Source organism: Streptomyces sp. NPDC054956, from assembly GCF_053609185.1.
In genome coordinates, this window is record NZ_JBSGXB010000070.1 from 1 (window position 1) to 13,110 (window position 13,110).

Consider the following 13,110-nt stretch of genomic DNA (forward strand, 5'->3'; position numbering starts at 1 on the left):
CCCCGCGAGTGCGGGACGCGGCCTTCGCCGTCTGCCGGGGGCCGTCATGCGGCCCGAACCCGGGTGACCGTCAGTACAGCGGGCGCTTGAAGTAGACGCCCGCGGCCGAGTTGGCCAGGCCGATGAGGATCCAGAGGCCCAGACCCAGCGAGATCAGCGCGATGACCAGCGAGAACGCCGCGGCGCCGGCCGCGTGCGCGTCGGAGAGCGCGACGAGGTTGCCGAGGATGCTGATCACGGCGAACAGGGTCTGGAGCGAGCCGAAGATGATGCCGGAGACCCGGACGCCGCCGCGGCCCTTGCTCAGCTTCGCGGCGGTCAGGATCGGCCACAGGGCCAGGGCGATGACGACGATCCCGACGACGACCAGCACGGTGCCCCCGATGGCGCCCGCGTCGCTCGTCGAGGAGCTGGAGGAGCCGCTGAGCGCCGAGGCGAACAGCGCGCCGCCGACGAGCGCGAGCACGCCCATCAGGGCCTGGAGGATGCCGAGGATGTACAGGATGACGCGGGCGCCGGAGACACCACCGGGCATCGGTACGTGGGCACTGGCGCCCGGGTAGCCGGCGCCGCCGGGGTAGGCCTGGGGCTGCTGCGGGTAGGCGTAGCCGCCCTGTGGCGGTATGCCCTGGGGCGCCTGCTGCGGGTAGCCGTAACCGGGCTGGCCCTGCGGCTGCTGCCCGTACGGGTTGTTCGGGTCGCCGAAGCTCATCTGGGGTGTTCCTCCGTGGAAGTGCGGGGACGCACGGCACGCTCGGAGGAGTCGCTGCAAGTCGTGCGGCCCGCCCCCCGGCACTGCCCGCGGCACATCTTCCGGCCATCGTCGTCCGGCCGGGGCGGGCTTGTCCAGCCGCCGCGTGGCGGGCCGGGTACTCGTTGTGCAAGTGCAACCAAGGAATCGTGCCGATTCCGCGACGGACGGGAGTGGAACCGTGACCGCTCCATCCGGGAGGATGGGCCCATGACCGCCCAGATTCTCGACGGCAAGGCCACCGCAGCCGCGATCAAGTCCGAACTGACCGCCCGCGTGGCGGCGCTCAAGGCCCAGGGCATCACCCCCGGCCTCGGCACCCTGCTGGTCGGCGACGACCCGGGCAGCCGCTGGTACGTCAACGGCAAGCACAAGGACTGCGCCGAGGTGGGCATCGCCTCCATCCAGCGCGAACTGCCCGCGACGGCCTCCCAGGAGGACATCGAGGAGGTCGTCCGGGAGCTGAACGCCAACCCCGAGTGCACCGGCTACATCGTCCAACTCCCGCTCCCCAAGGGCATCGACACCAACCGGGTCCTGGAGCTGATGGACCCGGCCAAGGACGCCGACGGCCTGCACCCGATGTCACTCGGCAGGCTGGTCCTCAATGAGCCGGGCCCGCTGCCCTGCACCCCGTACGGGATCGTCGAACTGCTGCGCCACCACGGCGTGGAGATCAACGGGGCGCACGTCGTCGTCCTCGGCCGGGGCATCACGGTGGGCCGGTCCATCGGCCTGCTCCTGACCCGCAAGTCCGAGAACGCGACCGTGACCCTGTGCCACACCGGCACGCGCGACCTCTCCGGGCTGCTGCGCCAGGCGGACATCGTCGTCGCGGCGGCCGGCGTGCCGCACCTGGTCAAGCCGGAGGACGTGAAGCCGGGCGCGGCCGTGCTCGACGTCGGCGTCAGCCGCGACGAGAACGGCAAGATCGTCGGGGACGTGCACCCCGGCGTGGCCGAGGTGGCCGGCTGGATCTCCCCGAACCCGGGCGGAGTCGGCCCGATGACGCGGGCGCAGCTGCTCGTCAACGTCGTAGAGGCGGCCGAGCGGATCGCCCCCAGTGAGGGCTGAACGCGAGGACACCGCTGGCCCGGCGGGCACGGCGAGCCCTGAGGGCGCGGCCGGGGCCGGCGGAGCTGCGGGAGCCGGCGGGGCCGCTGGGGCTGCCGGAGCCGGCGGGGCCGCCGGCGCCAAGTCCCGGCGCTTCCCGTCCGTCACGCGGGACACCTCCCGCCCCGAGGGAGGCGGCCGCACCGCGCCCGGCGACGCGCCCGCGCCGGCCCGTCAGTGGCCGATGCTGGCCGTCCTCGCCGCGACGGCGGCCGGGCTGCTGTCCACCGCCACGGGGCATCCGCGCGTCGGCTGCCTGATGATCGGCATCGCCCTGATCGCGGCTTCGGTGCTGCGCCGCGTCCTGCCGTCGGTGGGCATGCTCGCGGTGCGCTCCCGGTTCACGGACATGGTCACGTACGGCCTGCTGGGCGTGGCCATCACGCTGCTCGCGCTGGTCATGGCACCCAAACCGGTGCTGGACATCCCGTTCCTGGAGAACGCGGTCCGCTTCACGGTCCGCTGAGCGGGGGCGGCCCGCCGCCCGTACGGCCGACCCCGCGGGGCCCCGTACGGCCGACCCCGCAAGGCCCCGTACGAGCCCCACGGCCCCGTGCGTCAAGTCCGCGCGGGGCCTCCGGACGGGGGACATCTTCCGGCCGTCCAGGGGCCGGTGGGGCCGCCGCGGCGGCGCTCCGTGTGCCCCGCGCCACACGGGCCGGGGGATTGGGGTCTTCCCGGGTCGGATAGCCTGACCGCCGGATGTCTCTTCACGTCAAGATTTACCGGGTCGGGGAGCGGCGTCCTCCCAGCACATGGGGCAAGGACGCCCCACCCCCAGCTGTCTAACGGAGAAGGCCATGACCCGCACTCCCGTGAATGTCACCGTCACCGGCGCCGCCGGCCAGATCGGCTACGCGCTGCTCTTCCGCATCGCGTCCGGCCACCTGCTCGGCGCGGACGTGCCGGTCAAGCTCCGCCTCCTGGAGATCCCCCAGGGCATGAAGGCCGCCCAGGGCACCGCCATGGAGCTCGACGACTGCGCCTTCCCGCTGCTCGCCGGCATCGACATCTTCGACGACCCGAACAAGGGCTTCGAGGGTGCCAACGTCGCGCTGCTGGTCGGCGCCCGTCCGCGCACCGCGGGCATGGAGCGCGGTGACCTGCTCTCCGCCAACGGCGGCATCTTCAAGCCGCAGGGCGCCGCGATCAACGCGCACGCCGCGGACGACATCAAGGTCCTGGTCGTGGGCAACCCGGCCAACACCAACGCGCTCATCGCGCAGGCCGCCGCCCCGGACGTACCGCGCGAGCGCTTCACCGCGATGACCCGCCTGGACCACAACCGCGCGATCTCGCAGCTGGCCGCCAAGACCGGCGCCGCCGTCTCCGACATCAAGCGCCTGACCATCTGGGGCAACCACTCGGCGACCCAGTACCCGGACATCTTCCACGCGGAGATCGCCGGCAAGAACGCCGCCGAGGTCGTCAACGACCAGGCCTGGCTGGCCGACGAGTTCATCCCGACCGTCGCCAAGCGCGGCGCGGCGATCATCGAGGCCCGTGGCGCGTCCTCGGCCGCCTCGGCCGCCAACGCGGCCATCGACCACGTCCACACGTGGGTCAACGGCACCGCGGCGGGCGACTGGACCTCGATGGGCATCCCGTCGGACGGCTCCTACGGCGTCCCGGAGGGCATCATCTCCTCCTTCCCCGTCACCACGAAGAACGGCACGTACGAGATCGTCCAGGGCCTGGACGTCAACGAGTTCTCCCGTGCGCGCATCGACGCGTCCGTGGCGGAGCTCGTCGAGGAGCGCGACGCGGTCCGCGAGCTCGGCCTGATCTGATCTGCGGCGTACGGCCCCCAGCGGTTCCGGGTCCGTGACCCGGGGCCCGCGAGGCCCGTGCGAACCAGTACGAACATCGAAGCGCCCCGGCCAAACCAGGCCGGGGCGCTTTGGCGCGAATGGCGCTGTCGCTGCGCGTTCGGAGCCTCCTAGGGTCGGTCGGTGACCGAGATGCCGATTCCCCATCAGCCCGTAGGTGGCGGCCGGGGCGCTCCCGGAGCGGGTCGGGCCCCGGTGCACCCCTCGCTGAGCGAGGCCGGCCGGTTCCTGTGCGCGGGCACGTACCTCGACGCCGGCTACCGCGACCGGGTCATCGACGAGCTCTACGTCCACGAGGAACGGATCGTCGCCCCCTCCTACGGCTACGACGCCTCCCGGGTGCTCGCCCACGCGCTCCGCGCCCGCCGCGCCGAACTCGGCTGGGCGGCCGGCGTCCTCGGCGCCTGGTTCGTCGGCTCCCTGCTCACCGGCGGCGCCCTCGCCGTGCTCGTCGTCCCCTTCCTGCTGCTGAGCGTGGCCGACTGGCTGCGCGCCCGGAACGTCCCGGTGCTGCGCGTGCTGTCCGTCGCCCTGCGGATCTACGTGTGGTGGATGCTGTCCCTCCTCCTCGCGGTGCTCGGCTTCGGCGGCTTCGCGCTCCTGGCCTTCCTGAGCGACTTCGGCGGTCCGGCCGCCACCCCGTTCTCCCCGGGCGGCGGGGACCTCGCGGGCGTCGTCGCCCCGTGGTGGCTGCCGGTGGTCTTCGCCGCCGTGGTCACCGTCGTGGGGCTCCAGCGCGGACACGTCTTCCGGACCATCGCCACCGACCTCGCCGAGGGCCGCTACGCCGACCACGCGGGCGATCCGGCCGAGGCCTTCGGCGGAGCCCGCTTCCAGCGCATCCGCCAGCGCATCCGGGCCGAGCAGCACCACCCGATGATCATGTACGACATCGACGACCCGTTCTGCGGGGCGGGCGATCCCTACCGGCCCTGGCAGCTGTCCGCCGAACTGCGCCCGCGCGAGGACCTCGGCCCGGACCGCAAGCCCGTCCCGGTCACCAACGCCCACATCGTGGAGCGCATCGTGCCGCTGCTGGAGCGCCTGCGGGTGCCCTCGCCGCACGGTTCCCCGGAGGTCGCGGCCGCCGTCGGCGACCGGATGCGCGAACTGGTCGTCGACGAGTGCGTGTTCCTGCCCGCGGGCGGTCTCCCGCACCGGGACACCGCGCAGGTCGTCCACGGGCAGTACCCCGGGCAGCGGGCCGCCGCCATCGAGGAGGGCGGCGAGCGGCGCAGGCACTTCCTGCGCGTCCGGGTGGGCGGCTGGGACGAGAACCTCGTCGTCACCGTCTTCGTACGGGTCCACACGCAGGGCGGGATGATGATGCTGGAGGTGGCTCCGCACGTGCTGCTCCCCGTGCGCACCGCCTTCCACAACGCGGACGCCGATGCCCAGCGCTACCGGAACAACAACGGCTTCGGCAAGGCCGTCTGGGCCCTGCGCCACACCCCGGGCTCCCTCGCGGCCTCCGCCACCACCCTGGGCCGGGGCGTGGCGAGCCGGTGGCGGATCGCCACCGCCGGCCACGGCGGGGCCCGCCCCGAAGGCCCCCGGGTGTCGGTGCGGGACCTGGCCTCCCAGGACAACGGCTCGCTGTTCCACCTCATGGACCTCGACCGCTTCCTGAAGACCATCCAGGACCGGGTCGTCGGCGGCGTGACCGTCGCGCTGCACGAAGCGGGCTGGCGCACCGAGGAGTTCGCGCAGCGCGCCGTCAACGTCGCCGAGGGCGGGGTGTTCGTCCAGCCGGTGAACGGCAGCGCCCGGCGTTGGTGAACGCCTTCTGCCGGATCATCGGCCGGACGTCCGGCCCCGCGGGCTACTTCTTGTACATGCCCGGCGTGTAGTGGCCCGGGCTCAGGCGGGTGGTGACGCCGATCCGGTTCCAGACGTTGATCGCGGCGATCATGGCGATGACCTGGGCCAGTTCCTGCTCCTCGAAGTGCGCGGCGGCCCTCGCGTAGACCTCGTCGGGAACGAAACCGTCCGTCAGGACGGTCACGGCCTCCGTCAGTTCGATCGCCGCGAGCTCCTTCTCCGTGTAGAAGTGCCGCGACTCCTCCCAGGCGCCGAGGAGCAGGAGCCGCTCCACGTCCTCGCCCGCCGCGAGGGCGTCCTTGGAGTGCATGTCGATGCAGAACGCGCAGTGGTTGATCTGCGAGGCGCGGAGCTTGATGAGCTCGACCAGGGCCGGGTCCAGGCCCTTGGACGCGGCGATGTCCAGGGCCACGGCGGCCTTGTAGAAGTCCGGGGCGAGCTTCGCCAGCTGCATGCGGGGGGTGTGCTCGGGGGCGTTCTTCGTGCGGTCCGTGTTGTTCATGGTTCCAACCTAAGAGGCAGGCGGCCCGCCTATATGGTCCATATCCATGACGGAATCCTGGGCCACTTTCGGCGCCGACCTGCATCTGGAGCTCTCCGCCGGACGGGGCCTGCGGGCCGGGCTCACCGAGGCGCTGCGCGAGGCCGCCCGCAGCGGGCGGCTCGCCCCGGGCCTTCGGCTGCCCTCCTCGCGGTCGCTCGCCGCCGACCTGGGGATCGCCCGCAACACCGTCGCCGAGGCGTACGCGGAGCTCGTCGCCGAGGGCTGGCTGACGGCCCGGCAGGGCTCCGGGACCCGGGTCGCGGAGCGGGCCCGGGCGGCGCGGCGGCCCGCGCCCGTGGCTCCCGTACGGCGGCCCGTGCGGCCGAGGACCTCGTACAGCCTGATGCCCGGCTCCCCGGACCTGAGCGGGTTCCCGCGCGCCGGCTGGCTGTCGGCGGCCCGGCGGGCGCTGGCCGAAGCCCCGAACGAGGCCTTCGGGTACGCGGACCCGCGCGGGCGGCCCGAGCTGCGCGAGGCGCTGGCCGGATACCTGGCGCGGGCGCGCGGCGTCTACGCGGACCCCGACCGGATCGTGCTGTGCGCCGGCTTCGCGCACGGGCTGATGCTGCTGGCGAGGCTGCTGCGGTCCCGCCGGGTCCGTGAGGTGGCGGTGGAGGGGTACGGGCTGGACGTGCACCGGGACCTGCTCACCGGCGCGGGGCTGCGCACGCGCGTACTGGAGGTGGACGCGGCGGGCGCGTGCACGGCCGCGCTGCCCGGCTCCGGGGTCGGCGCGGTCCTGCTCACCCCGGCGCACCAGTTCCCGACGGGCGCCGCGCTGACGCCCGAGCGGCGGGCGGCTGCGGTGGACTGGGCCAGGTCCACGGGCGGGCTGATCCTGGAGGACGACTACGACGGGGAGTTCCGCTACGACCGCCAGCCGGTCGGCGCCCTGCAGGGGCTGGACCCGGACCGGGTGGTCTACCTGGGGACGGCGAGCAAATCCCTGGCCCCGGGGCTGCGCGTCGGCTGGATGGTGGTCCCGGAGTCGCTGATGGACGAGGTGCTGGCGGTGAAGGGCCGGACCGACTGGACCTCCAGCGCCCTGGAACAGCTGACGCTCGCGGAGTTCATCCGGTCGGGGGCGTACGACCGGCACGTGCGCGAGATGCGGCTGCGCTACCGGCGGCGGCGCGACGAACTGGTGGCGGCGGTCGGCGGGCGCGCCGGGGTCTCGGGCATCGCGGCGGGCCTGCACGCGGTGCTGGACCTGCCGCCGGGCGGCGAGCGGGCCGCCCTGCGCGCGGCCGCCTGGCAGGACCTCGGCCTGCAGCCGCTGTCGTTCTTCCGCCACCCGGACTCGGTGGCGCCGCGGCGCGAGGCGCTGGTCGTCGGCTTCGGGACGCCGCCCCAGAGCGCCTGGTCCGCGACCCTGGCGGCACTCGTCGCGGCGCTCCCGTGACGGGGCTCCCGTGACGGGGCCCTGCGGGGCGATGTCCCCTACCCGCCCTTCCCCGTTCCCCGGGCTCTGCCCGGACCCGGTCCCCGGTCCTCAGACGCCGGACGGGCTGGATTCGGCCGGCGTCGGCCCGCACGTGACCGCCGGTGGGCTGGAAGATCCAGCCCCTCCAGGGGGCACCTCCCAGCGGTAGCCGGGGGAGTTCGAGGAGCGGGGTCCCGGGCGGAGCCCCGGGAGCACCGGGCTCCGCCCGGGTCCCGTCATCCGGCCTCGGGCGTGCCCGGCTCCGCCTCGGGCGTGCCCGGCTCCGCCTCGGGCGTGCCCGGCTCCGCCGGGGGTTCGCCGAAGCGGGCCAGAGCCAGGGCTCCGGCGACGGCCACCACGAAGCCGGCGACCGCGAGCCAGGTCAGGCCCTCGCGGGTGCGGTCGCCCAGCCAGGCCACGCCCACCGCGGCCGGCCCGATCGTCTCGCCCAGCACCATTCCGGCCGTCGCGGTGGTCACCGAGCCCCGTTGGAGCGCGGAGGTGAGCAGGAGGAAGGCGGCGCCCCCGCCGAGCAGGAGCGCGTACAGGGCCGGGTTCGACAGCGCCGAGAGGGAGATGTCGTCGATGAGCCGGACCGCCACCTCCACCACCCCGAAGCCCGTCCCGGCCGCCAGACCCAGCGTCAGGGCCCTGCTGCGGTCCGGCAGGCCGCCCGCCACGGCCCCGGCCACGAGCACCAGCCCCGCCACCGCCAGCAGCCCCAGCTTCAGCGCGAGCGAGCCGGTCCCCGAGCCCTCCTCGCCCGAGGACAGCCCCAGCATCACCAGCCCCGCGCACACCACCGCCACCGCGGCCCACTCGGTGGCGCTCAGCCGCACCCGCAGCAGCCGCGCCGCGACCACCGCCGTGACCGCGAGGCTGGCGGCCAGCGCCGCGCCCACCGCGTAGATCGGGATGTGCCGCAGGGCGATGATCTGGAGGACGAAGCCGGCCCCGTCCAGGCCGAGCCCGGCGAGGTAGCGCCACTGGCGCAGCGCCCGCATCAGGAGTGCGGTGTCGACCCCGGAGCCCGTTCCCGGCTCCGCCGCGCGCGCCGCGACGGCCTGGAGGACCGACGCGGTGCCGAAGCAGACCGCCGCACCGAGCGCGCAAATCATCCCAATGAGCACGAACCGACTCTAGGTCACGTATCCCGTGACGGCCGGATTCCATCGGCCCGGGGGGCCGTTCTAGTCTGTCGGCAGCCGGCCACCCTGGGGGAGCGAACAGTCCATGGACAGCAGCAGTAGCAGCAGCGCGAACAACGGCGTCAGCAGCGGCGCGAGCGGCACCGCAACCGGTGTCGCGACCGGTGTCGCCAACGGCGGCGCCAAGAAGGCGCGCCGCATGCGCTCCGGCGGAGTCGCGCTCGGCGGCATGGGTCTGCTCGCCGTGACCCTGGTGGCGTGCGGCAGCAGCGACGAGCCCGACAAGCGCTGCGCCTCCCGTTCCACGCTGGAGCACCTGAACATGAAGGACTGCAAGAGCGGCGGCCGCGGCTCGTACTACTACGGCGGCACGGTCAGCTCCGGCAAGGTCACCGGCGGCAGCTTCGACAAGGCCTCCGTCACCCGCGGCGGCATCGGCAACAGCCACAACAGTTCCTCGGGCGGCTGATCCAGCGTGCGCCGCCACACCATCGAGCCCCGCCCCGACTGGCAGAAGACCGTCGAGGAGCAGGGGCTGATCTACCCCCTCACCCGCTACCCCGACGACTCCCTGCGCCCCTACTGGGACGAGAGCGCGTACTACTCCTTCTCGCTGCCCGAGGTCGAGGCGCTGGAGAACGTGGTCGAGGAGCTGCACGCCATGTGCCTGGCGGCGGCGGAGCACATCGTCGAACACGACCGCTTCGCGGACCTCGGCATCACCGACCCGAAGCTCGCCGCGCTCATCGCCGAGTCCTGGCGGCGGCGCGCCGAACAGCCCTCGCTCTACGGCCGGTTCGACCTGCGCTACGACGGCGAGGGCCCCGCCAAGATGCTCGAGTACAACGCGGACACCCCCACCTCCCTCGTGGAGGCGGCGAGCCCGCAGTGGTTCTGGATGGAGGAGCGCTTCCCCGGCGCCGACCAGTGGAACTCCCTCCACGAGCGCCTCGTCGACGCCTGGCGCCGCCAGGCGGAGCTGCTGCCGACCGGCACGGTGCACTTCGCGCACTCCGAGACCGACGAGCTCGGCGAGGACCTGATGACGGTCGCCTACCTCCAGGAGACCGCCGAGCAGGCCGGCATCGACACGCGGCACCTGTCCGTGGAGCAGATCGGCTGGGACAGCCTCTCCGGCCGGTTCGTCGACGAGAAGCTCGGCTTCATCCGCGCCTGCTTCAAGCTCTACCCGTGGGAGTGGCTGGCCACCGACCCCTTCGCCCCGCAGGTCCTGGGCACCTACGACCACGGCGGCGGCACCGGCACCACCGCGTGGATCGAGCCGCTGTGGAAGATGCTGCTCTCCAACAAGGCGCTGCTGGCGATCCTGTGGGAGCTCTTCCCCGAGCACCCGAACCTGTTGCCCGCCTACCTCGACGGCCCGCGCGAGCTCGCCGGGACCACCGGCTACGCCGCGAAGCCGCTGCTGGGGCGGGAGGGCGCCGGAGTCACCCTGCACCCCGTGGGCGGTGAGCCCTTCACCCCGGAGCCGGAGGAGACGTACGTCTTCCAGGGCCTCGCCCCGCTGCCCGACTTCGACGGCAACCGGGTGGTGCTCGGCGCGTGGGTCGTCGAGGACGAGGCCGCGGGACTCGGCATCCGCGAATCGGCGGGGCCGGTCACGGACGAGTACGCCCGCTTCCTGCCCCACGTGATCCTCTAGCCGACCGGCCGGCTCCTCCGGTCATCGGCTACCCGGCTACCCGGCTACCCGGCTACTCGGCCGCGAGGACCGACCTGAGCTGGTCCAGCCCCCAGTCCAGGTCCTCCTTGCTGATCACCAGCGGCGGCGCGATCCGGATCGTCGACCCGTGCGTGTCCTTCACCAGCACCCCGAGCTCCATCAGCTTCTCGGAGATCTCCCGGCCCGTGCCGCGCGCCGGGTCGATGTCGACGCCCGCCCAGAGCCCGCGGCCCCGTACGGCGGTCACCGAACCGCCGCCCACCAGCAGGTTCAGCTCCCGGTGCAGGTGGTCGCCGAGCTCGGTGGCGCGCTGCTGGTACTCGCCGGTGCGCAGCATCGCGATGACCTCCAGGGCCACCGCGCAGGCGAGGGGGTTCCCGCCGAAGGTGGAGCCGTGCTCGCCCGGCTTGAACACGCCGAGCACGTCGTGGTCGGCGACCACCGCCGACACGGGTACGACGCCGCCGCCCAGCGCCTTGCCGAGGATGTACACGTCGGGGACGACGTCCTCGTGCTCGCACGCGAAGGTCCGGCCCGTCCGGCCCAGCCCCGACTGGATCTCGTCCGCCATGAACAGGACGTTCCGCTCGCGCGTCAGTTCCCGTACGCCGCGCAGGTATCCGGCGGGCGGTACGAGCACGCCGGCCTCGCCCTGGATCGGCTCCAGGAGCACGGCGACGGTGTTGGAGGTGACGGCGTTCGCGAGCGCCGTCAGGTCCCCGTACGGGACGATCTCGAAGCCCGGCGTGTACGGACCGAAGTGGTCGCGGGCGTCGTGGTCCGTGGAGAACGACACGATCGTCGTCGTGCGGCCGTGGAAGTTGTCGGCCGCCACCACGATCTTGGCGTGTCCGTCCGGCACGCCCTTGACCTCGTAACCCCACTTGCGGGCGGTCTTCACCGCCGTCTCCACGGCCTCCGCCCCCGTGTTCATGGGCAGCACCATCTCCTTGCCGCACAGTGCGGCGAGCTCGGTGCAGAAGTCCGCGAAGCGGTCGTGGTGGAAGGCGCGCGAGGTGAGGGTGACCCGTTCCAGCTGGGCGCGCGCGGCGTCGAGCAGGCGGCGGTTGCCGTGCCCGAAGTTGAGGGCGGAGTAGCCGGCGAGCATGTCGAGGTAGCGGCGTCCCTCCACGTCGGTCATCCACGCGCCCTCCGCGGTGGCGACGACGACGGGCAGGGGGTGGTAGTTGTGCGCACTGTGCGCGTCGGCGGAGCGGATGGCATCAGCAGTTGTCGACACGGGGTCTCCGATCGTCCGTCAGGCCTGTGACGAGGGTGGCGTCACTTTCCATCCTCGCTCGTATACCGGACGGAGAAACCTTTCTCGTGGCGCGCCCGCTAAGGTGTGCGGTACGCACGGCGACTGGCGCACGGAGAACGAACTCCGGGGGAGTCGTGCGCGGACGACCGCACACAGGGCCGCTCGCCTGGGCCTCGCGGGGACGAGATCTGACATCGACCCCGGAGGAGCCGCCATGAGCGCGAACCGCCACCCCGCCCTGCTTGCCACCGACCCCGAGCTGGCGTCCTTCGTCGCCGCCGAGGAAACCCTGCAGGCGGAGACCCTGCGCCTGATCCCCAGCGAGAACTACGTGTCCGCGGCCGTGCTGGAGGCCTCCGGCACGGTGCTGCAGAACAAGTACAGCGAGGGCTACCCGGGCCGCCGCTACTACGAGGGCCAGCAGAACATCGACCGCGTCGAGGCGCTGGCGATCGAGCGGGCCAAGGGCCTGTTCGGCGTGGACCACGCCAACGTCCAGCCGTACTCCGGCTCCCCGGCGAACCTGGCGGTGTACCTGGCCTTCGCCGAGCCCGGCGACACGGTGATGGGCATGGCCCTGCCGATGGGCGGGCACCTCACGCACGGCTGGGGCGTCTCGGCGACGGGCTCCTGGTTCCGGGGCGTGCAGTACGGGGTCCAGGCCGACACCGGTCTCATCGACTACGACGCCGTACGCGAGCTCGCGCTGGCGGAGCGCCCCAAGCTGATCTTCTGCGGCGGCACCGCGCTGCCCCGCACGATCGACTTCGAGGCGTTCGCGTCGATCGCGAAGGAGGCCGGCTCGGTCCTCGTCGCGGACGTCGCCCACATCGCGGGCCTGATCGCGGGCGGGGCGCACCCGTCCCCGGCCGGGCACGTGGACGTGATCTCCACGACCACGCACAAGACGCTGCGCGGCCCGCGCGGCGCGATGCTGATGTGCCGCGAGGAGCACGCGAAGGCCATCGACAAGGCGGTCTTCCCGGGGCTCCAGGGCGGCCCGCACAACCAGACCACGGCCGGCATCGCGGTGGCGCTCCACGAGGCGGCGCAGCCGTCGTTCGTGTCCTACGCCCACGCGGTCGTCGCGAACGCCAAGGCGCTGGCGGCGGCGCTGCTGGCCGAGGGCTTCGACCTGGTCTCGGGCGGTACGGACAACCACCTGATCCTGATCGACCTCACCGGCAAGGCCGTCTCCGGCAAGATCGCGGCGAAGGCGCTGGACCGGGCGGGGATCGTCGTGAACTACAACACGGTGCCGTTCGACCCGCGCAAGCCGTTCGACCCGTCGGGCATCCGGATCGGTACGCCGTCGCTGACGTCTCGGGGGCTGGACGTCTCGCACATGCCGGTCGTTGCCGACTGGATCTCGCGGGCGGTGTCCGCTGCCGCGAGGGAGGACGAGCAGACGCTGGCCGCCATCCGCGCCGAGGTCTCCGACCTGATGGCGGCCTTCCCGGCCCCGGGTCTGCCGCTCGCCTGACGGCGCGGGTAGGGGCGGCCCTGCGGGGCTGTCCCCTACCCACCCTTCCACCG

General features: G+C 73.2%; 12 protein-coding genes and 1 riboswitch. Of the genes, 8 read left to right on the plus strand and 4 right to left on the minus strand.

Annotated elements, in window-relative coordinates:
- Positions 1-70: 70 nt before the first annotated feature.
- Entirely contained in the window at positions 71-712 is a 642-nt protein-coding gene (locus ACWGDE_RS14360) for a hypothetical protein (protein WP_453389291.1), read from the minus strand.
- Between the two features lie 249 nt (positions 713-961).
- Here ACWGDE_RS14360 and ACWGDE_RS14365 point away from each other — a divergent pair, with 249 nt between their 5' ends.
- From ACWGDE_RS14365 to ACWGDE_RS14380, 4 genes are all read left to right on the plus strand, one after another.
- Entirely contained in the window at positions 962-1,825 is an 864-nt protein-coding gene (locus ACWGDE_RS14365) for a bifunctional methylenetetrahydrofolate dehydrogenase/methenyltetrahydrofolate cyclohydrolase (protein ID WP_453389292.1), read from the plus strand.
- Complete coding sequence (locus ACWGDE_RS14370) at positions 1,815-2,330, plus strand: DUF3017 domain-containing protein (RefSeq protein WP_453389293.1); 516 nt, start codon at positions 1,815-1,817, stop codon at positions 2,328-2,330. Before ACWGDE_RS14365 ends, ACWGDE_RS14370 begins: the two co-directional genes overlap by 11 nt.
- A gap of 334 nt (positions 2,331-2,664) precedes the next feature.
- Complete coding sequence (locus ACWGDE_RS14375; protein WP_453389294.1) at positions 2,665-3,654, plus strand: malate dehydrogenase; 990 nt, start codon at positions 2,665-2,667, stop codon at positions 3,652-3,654.
- A gap of 171 nt (positions 3,655-3,825) precedes the next feature.
- The gene (locus ACWGDE_RS14380; protein WP_453389313.1) at positions 3,826-5,472 is read left to right on the plus strand and encodes a hypothetical protein; all 1,647 of its coding nucleotides are present in this window, start codon (positions 3,826-3,828) and stop codon (positions 5,470-5,472) included.
- A 43-nt stretch (positions 5,473-5,515) separates the two neighbouring features.
- On the opposite strand, the gene ACWGDE_RS14385 is transcribed toward ACWGDE_RS14380, so the two are convergent.
- Positions 5,516-6,016: a carboxymuconolactone decarboxylase family protein gene (locus ACWGDE_RS14385; RefSeq protein ID WP_453389295.1), complete on the minus strand. Its 501-nt coding sequence runs from the start codon at positions 6,014-6,016 to the stop codon at positions 5,516-5,518.
- 46 nt (positions 6,017-6,062) lie between these two features.
- Here ACWGDE_RS14385 and pdxR point away from each other — a divergent pair, with 46 nt between their 5' ends.
- Positions 6,063-7,460 carry a MocR-like pyridoxine biosynthesis transcription factor PdxR gene (gene pdxR, locus ACWGDE_RS14390; protein ID WP_453389296.1) on the plus strand — a complete coding sequence of 466 codons (1,398 nt, stop codon included), beginning with the start codon at positions 6,063-6,065 and terminating at the stop codon, positions 7,458-7,460.
- A gap of 257 nt (positions 7,461-7,717) precedes the next feature.
- On the opposite strand, the gene ACWGDE_RS14395 is transcribed toward pdxR, so the two are convergent.
- Positions 7,718-8,599 (minus strand): hypothetical protein, encoded by an 882-nt coding sequence (locus ACWGDE_RS14395; RefSeq protein ID WP_453389314.1) that lies wholly within the window; start codon positions 8,597-8,599, stop codon positions 7,718-7,720.
- A 115-nt stretch (positions 8,600-8,714) separates the two neighbouring features.
- Between ACWGDE_RS14395 and ACWGDE_RS14400 the strand changes: the two genes are divergently transcribed.
- Both ACWGDE_RS14400 and ACWGDE_RS14405 read left to right on the plus strand, forming a co-directional pair.
- Positions 8,715-9,098: a hypothetical protein gene (locus ACWGDE_RS14400; RefSeq protein ID WP_453389297.1), complete on the plus strand. Its 384-nt coding sequence runs from the start codon at positions 8,715-8,717 to the stop codon at positions 9,096-9,098.
- Positions 9,099-9,104: 6 nt separating this feature from the next.
- On the plus strand, positions 9,105-10,292 hold the full coding sequence (locus tag ACWGDE_RS14405) for a glutathionylspermidine synthase family protein (RefSeq protein WP_453389298.1): 1,188 nt from the start codon (positions 9,105-9,107) through the stop codon (positions 10,290-10,292).
- Between the two features lie 52 nt (positions 10,293-10,344).
- Here ACWGDE_RS14405 and rocD read toward each other — a convergent pair whose 3' ends face one another.
- Positions 10,345-11,553, minus strand: coding sequence for an ornithine--oxo-acid transaminase (gene rocD, locus ACWGDE_RS14410; protein ID WP_453389299.1), 1,209 nt, complete (start codon positions 11,551-11,553; stop codon positions 10,345-10,347).
- Between the two features lie 109 nt (positions 11,554-11,662).
- Positions 11,663-11,753: riboswitch (ZMP/ZTP riboswitch) on the plus strand.
- Positions 11,754-11,788: 35 nt separating this feature from the next.
- On the opposite strand from rocD, the gene ACWGDE_RS14415 reads away from it, so the two are divergent.
- Complete coding sequence (locus tag ACWGDE_RS14415) at positions 11,789-13,057, plus strand: serine hydroxymethyltransferase (protein WP_453389300.1); 1,269 nt, start codon at positions 11,789-11,791, stop codon at positions 13,055-13,057.
- Positions 13,058-13,110 lie beyond the last annotated feature (53 nt).